A 14,543-nucleotide genomic window follows, 5' to 3' on the forward strand; every position below is an offset into this window, starting at 1 on the left:
CACGCACCCGGCGGGTTTGAGCGACCGAATTAACCCCGCCGAAAGAGCTCGGCTCACATGGTCGGTGCGTCAAGACAGCGCCGAACGAGGCGACCTCACCCAGATGGAGTTTAGTTCATGAAGAACCTGATTGCGCGTTTCGCGAAGGATGAATCCGGCGCCACCGCCATCGAATACGGTCTGATCGCCGCCGGCATCGCGCTGGCCATCATCACCGTCGTCAACAACCTCGGCAGCACGCTGAACACCAAGTTCGGCTCGATCAGCTCCTCGCTGAAGTAAGCCGACCGACGAACGACGGCAAAAGCCCCGGACCTCCGGGGCCTTTGTTTTTTCAGGATATGGCGAGTTCCAGTGGCGTTGCGTAGGCACAGAACCGATGCCGCAATTGCGGCGACCGAGGCGGATAGGGGCAGCGGCGATGCCTCGGCCTATTGGGTCTGCCTTGCGCTGCTGCTTGCCATGGTCACGCTGGCGATGCGCATCGCCAGCATATGGTGAGAGCCCCGGCCCCCGGTTGTCGTTCCGAGGTTGCTTGCGGCCGTTGTCGGTTTGTTTAGCACTGCCTTCTAGCATCGACGGCGACCCGATCCGCCGACAGATCCAGGCCCCCAAAGACGCAGCCCAAACGCAACCCATGACCCTCGACCTCGCGCGCCTCCTGCTGTTCCCGGCCCTGATGGCGTTCGCGGCCGCCAGCGATCTTTTCACGATGACGATCTCGAACCGCGTCTCGCTGGCGCTGGTTGCGGGTTTCTTCCTGCTCGCCTTCGCCGGTGGCATGGCACCTTACGAGATGCTGGGCCATGTCGGCGCCGGCGCGCTGATCCTCGTCGTGGCCTTCACCTGCTTCGCGATGGGCTGGATGGGCGGCGGCGACGCCAAGGTCGCGGCGTCCGTGGGGCTCTGGTTCGGCTTCGCCCAGTTGATGGACTTCCTGCTCTACGCCTCGCTGTTCGGCGGAGCGCTGACGCTGCTCCTGCTGCAGTTCCGGCAATGGCCGCTACCTTACGGACTTGCGGGCCAGGCCTGGCTCGCACGGCTCCACGACAAGCAGACCGGTATTCCCTATGGCATCGCGCTCGCGCTTGGTGCGCTGCTGGTCTACCCTGAGACCGAATGGGTGAAAGCGATCGACCTCGCTCACCTCGCACTGCGCTGAACGCCGCGATAACCCGGCGTTAAGGCGATTTAGATACGCCTCATTAACCATGCTTTGACGAATAGCTGGTCAACTGCCGATTACGGCGGCGGCAGCGTCGCAGCGTTTTGTGGAAAGTGAAGCGTATGAATAGGGCACGCATAGTCGTCCTGACGGTCGCCATCTGCGCCGGCGGCATCGCTGCGTACCTGGCGAGCGGCTCGGACTCTGCGCCGCCTCCAGCAGCTCCGGTCGCGCAGCTTCCCACCACCGACGTACTGGTCGCCAAGAACGACATCGGCCTCGGACAGACTCTGAAGCCGGAGGACGTGCAGTGGCAGACCTGGCCGACTGCGACCGCCAGCCCCACTTTCATTCGCCGCAACGAGCGCCCCGACGGCGCGACCCAGGTCACGGGTTCGATTGCGCGTGCCCCCTTCATCCAGGGTGAACCGATCCGCGACCAGAAGCTGGTCAAGGCCGATGGCTCCGGCTTCATGGCCGCGATCCTGCCGAGCGGCAAGCGCGCCATCTCGACCGAAATCTCGCCGGAGACCGGCGCCGGCGGCTTCATCCTGCCCAACGATCGCGTTGACGTGCTGCTCACGCGCCGCCTCAAGAACCCGGACCAAAACGCCGGCGCCCCGGATATCATCACATCCGAGATCCTCCTGACCAATGTCCGCGTGCTGGCCATCGACCAGGCGCCGAAGGAGAAAGACGGCCAGAACGCGGTGGTCGGCAAGACCGTGACCCTGGAGCTCGATTCCGCGCAGACCAAGGTGCTGTCCTCCGGACGCCAGGCCGGAACGCTGTCGCTGGCGCTGCGCAGCATTGCCGACGTCAAGACCACCGAGATCACGCTCGATGAATCCACGCAGCAACGCGACGGCGTGTCGATCATTCGATACGGCATCCAAAGTCAGGCTGCGAAGGCACGATGAGGACAGTCGATATGAAATGCAGGGCAAATCTGGCGACGATGCGGACCTCCCTGGTCCGCGCCCTGTCGTTCTCGGCCGCTCTCGCGCTGACGCTTAACCCCGTGCTGACGCCCGTGATTGCGGCAGATTACCGTCCCGCGGCACCGGTTGCGGCCGACGGCCAGATGAACGCGCGCTTCCTTTCGCTCGGCGTCGGCAAGTCTCTCGTCATCGACCTGCCACGCGACATCAAGGACGTGCTCGTCGCCGATCCCAAGATTGCCAACGCTGTGGTCCGCTCCTCCCAGCGCGCCTACATCATCGGCGCCTCGGTCGGCCAGACCAACATCGTGTTCTTCGATTCCGCCGGCCAGCAGATCGCCGCCTATGACATCGCGGTCAAGCGCGACCTCAATGGCGTGCGCGCCGCGCTGAAGCAGATCCTGCCCAATTCCGACATCCAGATCGACGGCCTCGGCGACGGCGTCGTGCTGAGCGGCAGCGCCGCCAACCCGGTCGAAGCGCAGCAGGCCAACGATCTCGCCGCACGCCTCGCCGGCGGCGCCGACAAGGTGGTGAACTCGATCGTGGTCCGCGGGCGCGACCAGGTCATGCTGAAGGTGACGGTCGCGGAGGTCGCGCGCAACATCGTCAAGCAGCTCGGCATCGATCTCACCGCGAACCTCAACTACGGCACCTCGGTGGTGAGCTTCACCAACTCGAACCCGTTCACAGCGCTTGGTCACAACCTCGTGGACGGCAACAGCCTGAGCGCGAAGTTCGGCGGAGGCCCCTCCGTGCAGGCCACGCTGCGCGCCATGGAAACCGCAGGCGTGATCCGCACCCTGGCCGAGCCAAATCTGACCGCGATATCAGGTGAATCGGCGACATTCATCGCGGGCGGCGAATTCCCCGTGCCCGCAGGCTATGCCTGCGATCCCACGACCCATGTCTGTACCACCCAGATCAGCTTCAAGAAGTTCGGCATCTCGCTCAACTTCACGCCCGTGGTGCTGACCGAAGGCAAGATCAGTCTGCGGGTGATGACCGAGGTGTCGGAACTCTCCAACGACAACGCGATCACGCTGTCGCAGGCCGTCACCTCGACCTCGGTCAACTCGGTGACGGTGCCCTCGATCAGGACCCGCCGCGCCGAGACCTCACTCGAAATTCCCTCCGGCGGCGCCATGGCGATGGCCGGCCTGATCCAGCAGCAGACCAAGCAGGCGATCAGCGGATTGCCGGGCCTGATGCAGCTCCCGATCCTCGGCTCGCTGTTCCGCAGCCGCGACTTCGTCAACAACTCGACCGAGCTGGTCGTGATCGTGACGCCCTACATCGTGCGCGCAACGTCGCCGAAGGACCTCTCGCGCCCGGATGACGGCTTCTCTGCACCTGCCGATCCGCAGGCCGAACTGATCGGCAACATCAACCGCCTCTATGGCGTGCCGGGCCGGACCGAACCGGCAAAGAACTACCGCGGCACTTACGGCTTCATCACCGACTGAGGCGGAACGGGGACTTAAGTTATGATTGCAACACGACCCCAGAACCGCCACCGCGCCGCCGGCCTCGGTGGCGTGCTCGTCGGTCTCGCGCTCGCGCTCGGCGGCTGCCAGCATGACGAGGTCGCGACGGCTTCGATTCCCGACGACTACAAGCAGCGTCACCCGATCGCGATCGAGGAGCAGAACCGCTCGGTCGTGGTGTTCGTCGGTCACGCCCGTGGCGGCTTGACCGCGGCCCAGCGCGCCGACGTGATGGGCCTGGCGTCGACCTGGATGCACGAGGGGACCGGCGCCATTCACATCGACGTGCCCACGGGCACGCCGAATGCGCGCCCGGTCGCGGAATCCATGCGCGAGATTCAGGCGATGCTGGCGGCCGGGGGCGTCCCGCCGCGCGGGATCATCGCCCGTCCTTACCAGCCGGAAGACAAGCGCTTCCTGCCGCCGATCCGACTGACCTATTCGAAGATCGCGGCGGTCGCGGGCCCGTGCGGCCTGTGGCCGGAGGACCTCGGCCCCTCGATGAAGAACAAGAGCTGGTTCGAGAACAAGGACTATTACAATTTCGGATGCGCCTATCAGCGCAACATGGCGGCCATGGTCGACAATCCGTCGGACCTCGAGCAGCCGCGGCCCGAAACTCCTGCTTACACCGCGCGACGCACTGCCGCCTTCGAGAAGTACCGCAAGGGCTTGTCGACGTCGACCAGCTATCCCGAGGCCGAAAAGGCCAAACTCAGTGACACCGGCAAATGATCAACTACGCGCGCCAGACTCAGGAAGAGCAGCCGGAGATCCCGCCGCCGGTCGAGGAGCATATTGCGCCCGCTCCGCGCGTCTCGGTCCAGGCCTTCTGCGAAACCGTCGAGACCGCTGCAGCCGTTCAATCGGCCGGCGAGGACCGCCGCCTCGGCAAGGCCCATCTGAAGATCCAGATGGGTGGCATGGCGGCAGCCATCGAAGCCTACCGCTCGGCGCCTACGCCGAACGTGATCGTGCTCGAGAGCGACGCCCGCAACGATCTGCTCGCCGGGCTGGACCAGCTCGCCACCGTCTGCGACGCCGGTACCCGCGTCGTCGTGATCGGCCGCATCAACGACGTCATGCTCTATCGCGAGCTGGTGCGCCGCGGCGTCAGCGACTACGTGCTCGCGCCGGTCGGCCCGATCGACGTCGTGCGTTCGATCTGCAACCTGTTTTCGGCGCCGGAAGCCAAGGCGGTCGGCCGCATCATCGCCGTGGTCGGCGCCAAGGGCGGCGTCGGCGCCTCCACCATCTCCCACAACGTCGCCTGGGCCATCGCGCGGGACCTCGCGATGGACGCCGTGGTCGCCGATCTCGACCTTGCCTTCGGGACCGCCGGGCTCGACTATAACCAGGATCCGCCCCAGGGCATCGCGGACGCCGTGTTCTCGCCCGATCGCGTCGATACCGCCTTCATCGACCGCCTGCTGTCGAAATGCACGGACCATCTCAGCCTGCTGGCGGCGCCGGCGACGCTCGACCGGGTCTATGATTTCGGCACCGACGCTTTCGACTCGGTGTTCGACACGCTGCGCTCGACCATGCCCTGCATCGTGCTGGACATCCCGCATCAATGGTCGGGCTGGACCAAGCGCGCCCTGATCGGCGCCGACGACATCCTGATCGTGGCGGCGCCGGATCTCGCCAATCTGCGCAATACCAAGAACCTGTTCGACCTCCTGAAGGCCGCTCGCCCCAACGACCGCCCGCCGCTGTATTGCCTGAACCAGGTCGGCGTTCCCAAGCGGCCGGAGATCGCCGCCACAGAATTCGCCAAGGCGATCGAGAGCCAGCCGGTCGTCTCGATCCCATTCGAGCCGCAGATCTTCGGCGCGGCCGCCAACAACGGCCAGATGATCGCGGAGATCTCCGCAAACCATAAGTCTATCGAGATGTTCCTCCAGATCGCCCAGCGCCTGACCGGCCGGAGCGAGACGAAGAAACAAAAGTCGTCCTTGCTTTCACCGCTGATTGATAAGTTGCGGGGAAAATAAGCCGCCGCATGGAGTTGTTAAGTGTTCGGTAAGCGTAGCGGAACAGACACCGACTTTCGGGCTCCCAAGCCCGGCGCCGTGTCGCCAGAGCCTGCCTCGGCTCCGGCGCCGACGGTGTCGCGCGCGCCGCCCCCGCCGGTAGTCGCGTCCCCGCCGCTCGCCCCGTCCCGGCCGCCGCCGGCCATGGAAACCCGCCGCTCGGACAACTATTACGAGGTCAAGGCGACCATCTTCGGCGCGCTGATCGAGGCCATCGACCTCGCCCAGCTCGCCAAGCTCGATTCCGAGTCGGCGCGCGAGGAAATCCGCGACATCGTCAACGAGATCATCGCGATCAAGAACATCGTGATGTCGATCGCCGAGCAGGAAGAGCTGCTCGACGACATCTGCAACGACGTGCTCGGCTACGGCCCGCTCGAGCCGCTGCTCGCCCGCGACGACATCGCCGACATCATGGTGAACGGTGCCGGCACGGTCTTCATCGAAGTCAGCGGCAAGATCCAGCGGACCGGTATCCGCTTCCGCGACAACCAGCAGCTCCTCAACATCTGCCAGCGCATCGTCAGCCAGGTCGGCCGGCGCGTCGACGAATCCTCGCCGATCTGCGACGCGCGCCTCGCCGACGGCTCCCGCGTCAACGCCATCGTCCCGCCGCTCGCGATCGACGGCCCCGCGCTCACCATTCGTAAGTTCAAGAAGGACAAGCTGACGCTGGATCAGCTGGTCAAATTCGGCGCGATCTCGCCCGAGGGCGCTGAGATTCTCCAGATCATCGGGCGCGTCCGCTGCAACGTGCTGATTTCAGGCGGTACCGGCTCGGGCAAGACCACGCTGCTCAACTGTCTCACCAACTACATCGAGCACGACGAGCGCGTCATCACCTGCGAGGACGCCGCCGAGCTGCAACTCCAGCAGCCCCACGTGGTGCGGCTCGAAACCCGCCCGCCCAACATCGAAGGCGAAGGCCAGGTCACCATGCGCGAGCTGGTGAGAAACTGTCTGCGTATGCGTCCCGAACGCATCATCGTCGGCGAAGTCCGCGGCCCGGAGGCGTTCGATCTCCTCCAGGCCATGAACACCGGCCACGACGGCTCCATGGGGACGCTGCACGCCAACAATCCCCGCGAAGCACTGTCACGCTGCGAATCCATGATCACGATGGGCGGCTTTTCGCTGCCTTCGCGAACGATCCGCGAGATGATCTGCGCCTCGATCGACGTGATCGTCCAGGCCGCGCGTCTGCGTGACGGCTCGCGCCGCATCACCCACATCACCGAGGTGATGGGCATGGAAGGCGACACCATCATCACGCAGGACATCTTCCTCTACGACCTGGTCGGCGAGGACGCCAACGGCAAGATCATCGGCCAGCATCGCTCGACCGGCATTGGTCGCCCGAAATTCTGGGAACGCGCCCGCTATTACGGCGAAGAGAAACGCCTTGCCGCCGCGCTCGACGCTGCGGAAAAGAAACCGAACACGTGAGCAGGCCGGCGCAGCCATGAACATTCAGGTCCTTGCCCTCGCCTTCCTCGCCACCGCCGCTGTCGGCGGCATCGCCTGGGTCTTCCTCTATCCGCTGCTATCAGGCGAACGGAAAGCCGAGAGTCGCCGTGCCTCGATCGGGCGCGCCGATGCGCCCGCGGCCAAGCAGGCGGAGAAAAGCCAACGATCGCGCCGCGAGCAGGTCGAGAGCTCGCTCAAGGATCTCGAGGCCAGGCGCGCACAGGAGAAGAGCGTTCCGCTTCACATCCGGCTGTCGCAGGCGGGGCTCGACTGGTCGACGCAGAAATTCTGGATCGTGTCCGGCATCGTGGCGGGCGTGTTCTTCTTCGGCGCGCTGTTTGGCGGCGGCGGCCTGCTGGGAGCGGCCGGCCTCGCCTTCGCGGGCGGCTTGGGCCTGCCGCGCTGGGCACTGGGCTTCCTGAAGAAGCGTCGCGAGAACAAGTTCCTGGCAGCGCTTCCCGACGCCGTCGACGTCATCGTCCGCGGCATCAAGGCCGGCCTGCCGCTGTTCGAATCCATCAAGGTCGTCGCGGCCGACGCACCGGAGCCCTTGCGCAGCGAGTTCCTGTCCATCATCGAGACGCAGGCGATCGGCATGCCGCTCGGCGAGGCCTGCTCACGCCTCTATGACCGCATGCCGCTGCCGGAGGCCAACTTCTTCGGCATCGTGGTGTCGATCCAGCAGAAATCGGGCGGTAATCTCTCCGAAGCGCTTGGCAACCTCTCCAAGGTGCTGCGCGACCGCAAGAAGATGAAGGAAAAGATCCAGGCGATGTCGATGGAAGCCAAGGCCTCGGCCGGCATCATCGGTTCGCTACCGCCGATCGTGATGTTCCTCGTCTATCTCACGACCCCTGGCTACATCTCCCTGCTGTGGACCCATCCCACCGGCCAGCTCATGCTGGTCGGCTGCGTCGTCTGGATGTCGATCGGCATCATGGTGATGAAGAAAATGATCAACTTCGATTTCTAACGGTGCCGCATGGTCGAGTTCCTCGTTACGAAACTGCATGACGCCCACTTCATGACCATGCTCCTGGCAGCCATCGCTGCCAGCGCCACCGTTTATACGCTGGTGATGCCGATGTTCGCCGGCGAGGGCCTGTCCAAACGCATGAAGGCGGTGGCGAGTGAACGCGAGCGCATCCGGCAGCGCGAGCGCGAGCGCCTCAACAAGAACGAGAAGGTCACGCTGCGCCAGACACCCAAACAGCTCGTCTCGAAGGTGGTCGAGGATTTCAACCTCACCAAATGGCTGGCGCAGGAGGCTGCGCGCGACAAGCTGATCATGGCCGGCTATCGCGGCCACGCGCCCTATGTCACCTTCCTGTTCGCCCGCCTGGTCGCCCCGGTCGTGCTGTTCGTCGGCTCGGTCGCCTACGTATTCCTGATCGCCCATATGGACCGCCCGATGCCGATCAAGATCGGCATCTGCGTCGGCGCTGCCTATCTCGGCCTGCAGGCGCCGATGCTGTTCCTGAAGAACGCGATCTCCAAGCGCCAGCTCCAGATCAAGCGCGCCTTTCCCGATGCGCTCGACCTGCTGCTGATCTGCATCGAGTCCGGCATGTCGGTAGAAATGGCGTTCCGCAAGGTCGCCACCGAAATCGTCAGCCAGTCGATCGCGCTGTCCGAGGAGTTCACCCTGACCACCGCCGAGCTGTCCTATTTGCAGGACCGCAAGGTCGCGTATGAAAACCTGGCGAAGCGCACCGGGCTCGAAGGCGTCAAGTCGGTCTGTCTGGCGCTTCAGCAGGCGGAACGCTACGGCACCCCGCTCGGCCAATCCCTGCGCGTCATGGCGCAGGAAAACCGCGACATGCGCATGAACGAAGCCGAGAAGAAGGCCGCGGCCCTTCCGCCGAAGCTGACGGTGCCGATGATCCTGTTCTTCCTGCCGGTGCTGTTCGTCGTCATTCTCGGACCGACCGGCATCAAGATCTCCGAGCTGCACTGACGCCTCACGGCAAAAGAGCGAAAACAACCCCATGCACAGTAGCCGGCGTGTGCCGGCTGGCTGTCATGTGGATCGCCTTAAGCGTCGGACCTATCAGATGAAATTCAGACCATCACGCCAGAGGCGGCGGATCAGTCGGGCTGGCTGAGGGATGCGACCGGGGTGCGCTTGGGCGCGCCGCGCGGACCATTGTTGCGGCTCAGCATCTCCTTCAGATAGGCGACGTTCGCCGCGGCCTGGTCGGGCGGCAGGTCCGCCTTCACGATGGTCTCGGCTTCCGCGAAGCGGCCCTGGAGGCCGACCACCAGGCCGAGATTCTGCCGCACCCGCGAGCTCGCCCGCGGCGATGCATAAGCCTGCCGCAGCGCTTCTTCCGCCTTGGGCAGGTCCCGCGACAGCATGTAGGACAGGCCCACATTGGAAAGCACGCCGGGATCACCAGGCGCGATCTTCAGCGCGCTCGCATAATAGGCGCGCGCCTCGTCGTGGCGACCCATCTGGTCCAGGCAAGTGCCCTGCACCGACAGCAGGCGCCAGTCCGGATTGTCGGGCGAATGCGCCTTCGACAGCACGTCGAAGGCCTGTTGGAAATTGCCGACGTCGGAGAGCGCGCGGCCATATTGGGCCAGCAGCGCCTTGTTGCCGGGATTGGCGATCGTCGCCTGTTCCAGCACGGCCGCGGCCTGGGCTTGCTGCCCGTTGGCGCGCAGGGCCTGGCCATAGACCAGCGCCGCGTCGGCATCCTTCGGATTGGCACGATAGCGCTCGCCATAGGCTTCGATGGCGCGCGCCGGATCGGCTGGAGCTGCCTCCGCCCTCGGCCCGATCGAGCCGGTGACGTCGGAGAGCTTGGACATTGCCGTGCAGCCGCAGAGGCTCGCGGCCGCCAGCGCGATCAGTGATGCGGACGCAAGAAGCCGGACAGGACGGAACCGTTGACGCATGACGCTTTGACTCTCGAGCGGATTGATCGAGCCGAACGCGCCAGCAATAGACTGTTAACCCTAATGGCCGGTTAACGGGGAGCTATGCTGCCCTGCGGCGGCGCCTCACCGCCGAGACCGAGGTCCAGACCGAGCAGCTTCACCTGATCATTCATGTCCCGCAGCAGATGCAGCCGCTGCCGCGCCCTCCCCTCGACGTCGACACCCTCGCGCGGCAGCGCTGGCCATCGGCGCTCGAGGTCGTCACGGTTGATCAGCCTGACGGCACGGAGCTCGTCGAGCGTGGCGCGGTCGATATCGAGCATTTCGGCGGATAGTCCGATCAACTCGCGCAGCAAGGCTCCCACTTCGGCAAGCGCCGCGACGTGGCGCCTCTGTGCAGACCTGTCGAGCCGGCGATCGAGATCGGCCAGGGCATGGGACGTCACGAGGTAGACGTAGAGACGATCCGCCCAGCTCTGCCCTTCGTCATCATGGAAAGCGGGGCGCGACAGCAATCGGTGAGCGAACGGCAGCACCTGATCCCAGTTCAGCGACGCGCATGAAGCAATCTCGATCGCCGATTGAATGGCGGGATCGCGGGACAAATCTCGACCGACCGGAAGGCTGATGCGCCCGTCCGGCATGTTCGAATCGAGCGGGCTGAAGGCGCCATCCTTGCGCGGCCGCGAATAGCGGGCGATTGTGATCCGGTATTCGGGCTGTTCCGTCGCGGGCAGGGAGCCGAAATGGATGATGTTGAAGCCGGCATCGTCGCCGCCCTGCCCGGTCGAGGACGGACAGGACAGCACGTAGATCGTGCGCCAGAAATCCTCGCCCAGGCTTCGCGTCGCGCGCGGATCGGGAATCGAATAGCGCGTGAGCCCTTCGACATGCCGGTGCCCGTGCAGGACCATGGTGACATTGAGTGACGTCGCCGCTTCGAGGAAGGTGGCGGGCGCGGCGAGATACATCAGCGGCTCGTCGGCCGCGCCGAGGAACCGCTTGCCCTCGCCCGTCGCCTGCGGCAGCGGATGATGATGCAGCGCCAGCACACGCACCAGGTTCTCCGCTGGCTCGGAATAATCCGCCCGTCCGGCTGAACCCAAGGCCCCTGCGAGCTCGACGCTGAGCCGGGCAGACTGCGCGACCAACCCATGATAGGCCCGCTCGTCGACATTGCCGCTCGCGAGCGCCGTCAGGCTGGCGTTGTTGGAATCGAGCAGCATCAAGTCGAGGCCAGCCTGACGATAGTAGACGTTCTTCGAGGTCCGCGGCAGGTGCAAATAGTCATAAGCGTCGTGCCGGCCGCCACGCTGGCTCGGACGCTTGGCATCGTGATTGCCGGCAACGGCCTGGATGTCGGTGAACAGGCCGGTCTGCCGCAACGACGCGATGACCGCGACCGCTTCCTCGAGCGAACGCGGCGTCGGATCATCCACGATGTCGCCCGTGATCAGCAGGACGCGATCGGGAACATCGGCAAAATCCGCCATTCGCTCGCGCAGCGCGGCAGTGAGCGCCTCGATTGTCGGAAGCAGCCGGCCTGACCCATCCAGATGCAGGTCGGAGATCTGCGCAATGACGAACGATCTATCCATTCTGCGCCGTTCAATGCGAAAGCTGGGTCGCCCAAACGATTGAGAGAAATGCAAACGACGAAGAGTTCAATCAGGTAAAAAATCCCGATCGATATCGACCGGGCATCAACGGCGCCGTTGCGCTCGCACACGTGCAGAGACGCATCACGCAACCTAAAACATCAGTCGATAATGCCACAACCGAAACGCTAGTAAAGCCCTGCCGCAGCGGCAGGCGTGAACGGCAGTTCCTCGAGGGAGATACGAGCGCCGGACGGGAAGCGTTTCGGAAGGTCCGATCAATATTCGACGGCGAGACGCTTGCGGATTTCATCTATGCGCTTGTCGATCGCGTCGAACCGCGCGTGGACCGAACGATCGTGGAGATAGAAGACGTAGCCGCCGGCCAGGAACGCGAAGACCCAATGGTGATGCTCGACATAGCCGAAGACCGCCTCGATGGCCTGGCCGATGAATGTGATCCCACTCCACACAAATTCCATCGCAATTCCTCCCGGCACGCATTGTCGTCGGTCACGGGCGTTCTCTGCGCCCGTGATAATCTGCTTGGCAACCGCTGTCGGAACCTAGCACGGCTCCCTCTCTGCGAGTAGCGGCTCACCGACGGTGACCGCAAAGCCGATTGCAGAGGTGACCAAACTCTGCGAAATCTCCTCTATCAGAATGACCTCCGAGCCCGCCAATGCCTTCCGTCTTCGAGACGTCCTCGTCTGCCATCCCGATCACCTTCGTCACCAAATCGAGCTGGGACGCCGTGCGCGAGACGCTGCCGTCGGCGCAACGCCAGTTCGCCGTGGCGAGCGCCTACACCGCCAAGCCGGGCGGCTATCTCGCACTGCCCGCGCCCGACGGCACGATCGCGCGAATCCTGTTCGGCCTCGAGGACGACGGCGCGAAGTCGCGCGATCTGTTCCGGCCCGGCGCCCTGCCCGGCCTGCTGCCGCCGGGCACCTATCGGTTTGCCAATGCACCGCACGATGCACGACTGGCCGCGCTTGCCTTCGCGCTCGGGTGCTATCGCTTCGCCCGCTACCGCAGGGACGAGAGACCCGATGTCCTGTTGGTGCCGCCCGACGGCGTCGACGCCGCCGAGATCGATCGTATGGCTGACGCCGCGATGCTGGCGCGGGACCTCATCAACACGCCGTCCAACGACATGGGCCCTGACGAGCTGGCCACCGCCGCGCAAGCCCTCGCCGCCGAATACGGCGCCAGCTACGCCTGCACCATCGGCGAGGAGCTCGAACAGAACTTTCCGCTGATCCACGCGGTCGGCATGGCCTCGGATCGCGCGCCGCGGCTGATCGACATCACCTGGGGCGACCCCGATCATCCCAAGGTGACGCTGGTCGGCAAGGGCGTCTGCTTCGACACCGGCGGGCTCGACCTGAAGCCATCGAGCGGCATGCTGATCATGAAGAAGGACATGGGCGGCGCCGCCAACGTGCTGGCGCTGGCGCGCATGGTGATGGATGCCAGGCTGAAGCTGCGCCTGCGCGTGCTGATCCCGGCGGTCGAGAATGCGGTCGCCGGCAATGCCTTCCGCCCGCTCGACATCTTCACCTCGCGCAAAGGCATCACGGTCGAGATCGGCAATACCGACGCCGAAGGCCGCCTCGTGCTTGCCGACGCACTGGCGCTGGCCGACGAGGAGAAGCCCGAGCTGCTGATCGATCTGGGCACGCTGACGGGCGCCGCCCGCGTCGCGCTGGGGCCGGATTTACCGCCCTTTTACACCAATGATGAGACGCTGGCTGCCGACGTCGCGCGCTGCGCGGTTGCGGAGAACGATCCCTTGTGGCGCATGCCGCTGTGGCCACCTTACGATGCATGGCTGGACTCCAAGACGGCCACCATCACCAACGCGCCGTCGGGCGGCTTTGCCGGCTCGATCACCTGCGCGCTGTTCCTGCAACGCTTCGTCGAGCAGGCCAGGAGCTGGCTGCATGTCGATATCTATGGCTGGACGCCGTCGGCCAAGCCCGCGCGGCCCGAGGGCGGCGAATGCCAGGCCGCCCGTGCCATCTACAAGGTGCTGAGCGAGCGCTATGCTTGATATCAGGCTGACGCCGGCGCGGGGCGACCTCGCCGCGAAATATCTCGAAGGCCAAGTGCAGGCGGATCGCTTCGTCGCGGGCGAGGAGTTCGAGGTGGTGGCGCCGGTCGCGCCGATCCGCGAGCAGCCGTCGTCGAACGCGATGCTGATGACGGAAGCGCTGCGCGGCGAGCGGATCACGATCTACGATCGCAACGCCGAGGGCTGGGCCTGGGGCCAGCTCGGCAGCGACGGCTATGTCGGCTGGCTGCCGGACGCGGCGCTGATGAAGCCGTCGGCCGCGCCGACCCACAAGGTGACGGCGCTGCGGACACTCGCCTTTCCCGGCCCCTCGATCAAGCTGCCGCCTGATCATACGCTGGTGCTGGGAACGAAACTCACGATCACGCGGGAGGATGGCGCGTTCGCCGTCACGCGCGAGGGCACGTTCGTCCCAAAAACCCATCTCGCACCGCTTGACCATCGCGAGGAGGACTTCGTCGCGGTTGCCGAACGCTTCGTCGGCACGCCCTATCTCTGGGGCGGCAAGAGCAGCCTCGGCATCGATTGCTCCGGCCTGGTTCAGGTTTCGCTGACGGCGGCCGGCACCGGCTGCCCGCGCGACAGCGACATGCAGCAGACAGGCCTCGGCCGCGCGCTGGAGCCGCACGAACAACGCGGCCTGCTGCGCGGCGATCTGATCTTCTGGAAGGGCCACGTCGCCATCGTCCGCGATGCCACCACGATGGTTCACGCCAACGCGCATCACATGGCAACGGTGATCGAGCCGATCGCGCCTGCGATCGCGCGGATCAAGAAGGCCGGCAGCGAGGTGGTCGCGATCAAGCGGCTGTAGCCCGCGCGCGTCTGCTTTGACCAGACATCCCTGGGCAAAGCCCTCGCTTGCGGGGACGTGCAAGGTTTTTCGGCC

The 14,543-nt window shown here is 65.1% G+C and carries 15 protein-coding genes; 12 read left to right on the forward strand and 3 right to left on the reverse strand.

Translation table 11 applies throughout. The features are described from left to right. Positions 1 to 117: 117 nt before the first annotated feature. From Q0687_RS21875 to Q0687_RS21920, 10 genes are all read left to right on the forward strand, one after another. Complete coding sequence (locus tag Q0687_RS21875) at positions 118 to 282, forward strand: Flp family type IVb pilin (RefSeq protein ID WP_018646598.1); 165 nt, start codon at positions 118 to 120, stop codon at positions 280 to 282. Positions 283 to 360: 78 nt separating this feature from the next. Continuing rightward, complete coding sequence (locus Q0687_RS21880) at positions 361 to 501, forward strand: hypothetical protein (protein WP_298881278.1); 141 nt, start codon at positions 361 to 363, stop codon at positions 499 to 501. A gap of 136 nt (positions 502 to 637) precedes the next feature. Continuing rightward, positions 638 to 1,162, forward strand: coding sequence for a prepilin peptidase (locus tag Q0687_RS21885; protein ID WP_298881203.1), 525 nt, complete (start codon positions 638 to 640; stop codon positions 1,160 to 1,162). Positions 1,163 to 1,287: 125 nt separating this feature from the next. After that, positions 1,288 to 2,085, forward strand: a complete 798-nt coding sequence (cpaB, locus tag Q0687_RS21890) for a Flp pilus assembly protein CpaB (protein WP_298881205.1) — start codon at positions 1,288 to 1,290, stop codon at positions 2,083 to 2,085. Positions 2,086 to 2,096: 11 nt separating this feature from the next. Beyond that, on the forward strand, positions 2,097 to 3,572 hold the full coding sequence (locus tag Q0687_RS21895) for a type II and III secretion system protein family protein (protein ID WP_298881208.1): 1,476 nt from the start codon (positions 2,097 to 2,099) through the stop codon (positions 3,570 to 3,572). 21 nt (positions 3,573 to 3,593) lie between these two features. Next, complete coding sequence (locus tag Q0687_RS21900; RefSeq protein ID WP_298881210.1) at positions 3,594 to 4,328, forward strand: CpaD family pilus assembly protein; 735 nt, start codon at positions 3,594 to 3,596, stop codon at positions 4,326 to 4,328. Continuing rightward, positions 4,325 to 5,590: an AAA family ATPase gene (locus tag Q0687_RS21905; protein ID WP_298881212.1), complete on the forward strand. Its 1,266-nt coding sequence runs from the start codon at positions 4,325 to 4,327 to the stop codon at positions 5,588 to 5,590. The genes Q0687_RS21900 and Q0687_RS21905 overlap by 4 nt, the downstream gene beginning before the upstream one ends. Before the next feature lie 21 nt (positions 5,591 to 5,611). Further along, positions 5,612 to 7,075, forward strand: a complete 1,464-nt coding sequence (locus tag Q0687_RS21910) for a CpaF family protein (protein WP_298881214.1) — start codon at positions 5,612 to 5,614, stop codon at positions 7,073 to 7,075. Positions 7,076 to 7,091: 16 nt separating this feature from the next. Then, positions 7,092 to 8,069, forward strand: coding sequence for a type II secretion system F family protein (locus Q0687_RS21915; protein WP_298881216.1), 978 nt, complete (start codon positions 7,092 to 7,094; stop codon positions 8,067 to 8,069). Positions 8,070 to 8,078: 9 nt separating this feature from the next. Continuing rightward, a complete protein-coding gene (locus Q0687_RS21920; RefSeq protein WP_298881219.1) occupies positions 8,079 to 9,053 on the forward strand; it encodes a type II secretion system F family protein in 975 nt (324 codons plus the stop codon). A gap of 131 nt (positions 9,054 to 9,184) precedes the next feature. Here Q0687_RS21920 and Q0687_RS21925 read toward each other — a convergent pair whose 3' ends face one another. The 3 genes from Q0687_RS21925 to Q0687_RS21935 all read right to left on the reverse strand — a co-directional run bounded on the left by Q0687_RS21925 (position 9,185) and on the right by Q0687_RS21935 (position 12,059). Next, positions 9,185 to 9,997, reverse strand: a complete 813-nt coding sequence (locus Q0687_RS21925) for a tetratricopeptide repeat protein (protein ID WP_298881220.1) — start codon at positions 9,995 to 9,997, stop codon at positions 9,185 to 9,187. A 71-nt stretch (positions 9,998 to 10,068) separates the two neighbouring features. Continuing rightward, a complete protein-coding gene (locus tag Q0687_RS21930; RefSeq protein WP_298881223.1) occupies positions 10,069 to 11,631 on the reverse strand; it encodes a metallophosphoesterase in 1,563 nt (520 codons plus the stop codon). Positions 11,632 to 11,855: 224 nt separating this feature from the next. Continuing rightward, a complete protein-coding gene (locus Q0687_RS21935; RefSeq protein ID WP_298881225.1) occupies positions 11,856 to 12,059 on the reverse strand; it encodes a hypothetical protein in 204 nt (67 codons plus the stop codon). A gap of 200 nt (positions 12,060 to 12,259) precedes the next feature. Here Q0687_RS21935 and Q0687_RS21940 point away from each other — a divergent pair, with 200 nt between their 5' ends. Further along, positions 12,260 to 13,633 carry a leucyl aminopeptidase family protein gene (locus Q0687_RS21940; protein ID WP_298881228.1) on the forward strand — a complete coding sequence of 458 codons (1,374 nt, stop codon included), beginning with the start codon at positions 12,260 to 12,262 and terminating at the stop codon, positions 13,631 to 13,633. Next, on the forward strand, positions 13,626 to 14,468 hold the full coding sequence (locus tag Q0687_RS21945) for an NlpC/P60 family protein (RefSeq protein ID WP_298881230.1): 843 nt from the start codon (positions 13,626 to 13,628) through the stop codon (positions 14,466 to 14,468). The genes Q0687_RS21940 and Q0687_RS21945 overlap by 8 nt, the downstream gene beginning before the upstream one ends. Positions 14,469 to 14,543: the final 75 nt, after the last annotated feature.

Origin of the sequence: uncultured Bradyrhizobium sp. (assembly GCF_936928535.1) — a bacterium.
Taxonomy (GTDB): Bacteria; Pseudomonadota; Alphaproteobacteria; order Rhizobiales; family Xanthobacteraceae; genus Bradyrhizobium.

Bases quoted from the DNA above. Each gene is read 5' to 3' on its own strand.
- Q0687_RS21905 (WP_298881212.1), top strand. From the start codon at position 4,325: ATGATCAACTACGCGCGCCAGACTCAGGAAGAGCAGCCGGAGATCCCG.
- Q0687_RS21925 (WP_298881220.1), bottom strand. From the start codon at position 9,997: ATGCGTCAACGGTTCCGTCCTGTCCGGCTTCTTGCGTCCGCATCACTG.
- Q0687_RS21945 (WP_298881230.1), top strand. From the start codon at position 13,626: ATGCTTGATATCAGGCTGACGCCGGCGCGGGGCGACCTCGCCGCGAAA.
- Q0687_RS21895 (WP_298881208.1), top strand. From the start codon at position 2,097: ATGAAATGCAGGGCAAATCTGGCGACGATGCGGACCTCCCTGGTCCGC.
- Q0687_RS21915 (WP_298881216.1), top strand. From the start codon at position 7,092: ATGAACATTCAGGTCCTTGCCCTCGCCTTCCTCGCCACCGCCGCTGTC.
- Q0687_RS21885 (WP_298881203.1), top strand. From the start codon at position 638: ATGACCCTCGACCTCGCGCGCCTCCTGCTGTTCCCGGCCCTGATGGCG.
- cpaB (WP_298881205.1), top strand. From the start codon at position 1,288: ATGAATAGGGCACGCATAGTCGTCCTGACGGTCGCCATCTGCGCCGGC.
- Q0687_RS21900 (WP_298881210.1), top strand. From the start codon at position 3,594: ATGATTGCAACACGACCCCAGAACCGCCACCGCGCCGCCGGCCTCGGT.
- Q0687_RS21920 (WP_298881219.1), top strand. From the start codon at position 8,079: ATGGTCGAGTTCCTCGTTACGAAACTGCATGACGCCCACTTCATGACC.
- Q0687_RS21875 (WP_018646598.1), top strand. From the start codon at position 118: ATGAAGAACCTGATTGCGCGTTTCGCGAAGGATGAATCCGGCGCCACC.
- Q0687_RS21940 (WP_298881228.1), top strand. From the start codon at position 12,260: ATGCCTTCCGTCTTCGAGACGTCCTCGTCTGCCATCCCGATCACCTTC.
- Q0687_RS21935 (WP_298881225.1), bottom strand. From the start codon at position 12,059: ATGGAATTTGTGTGGAGTGGGATCACATTCATCGGCCAGGCCATCGAG.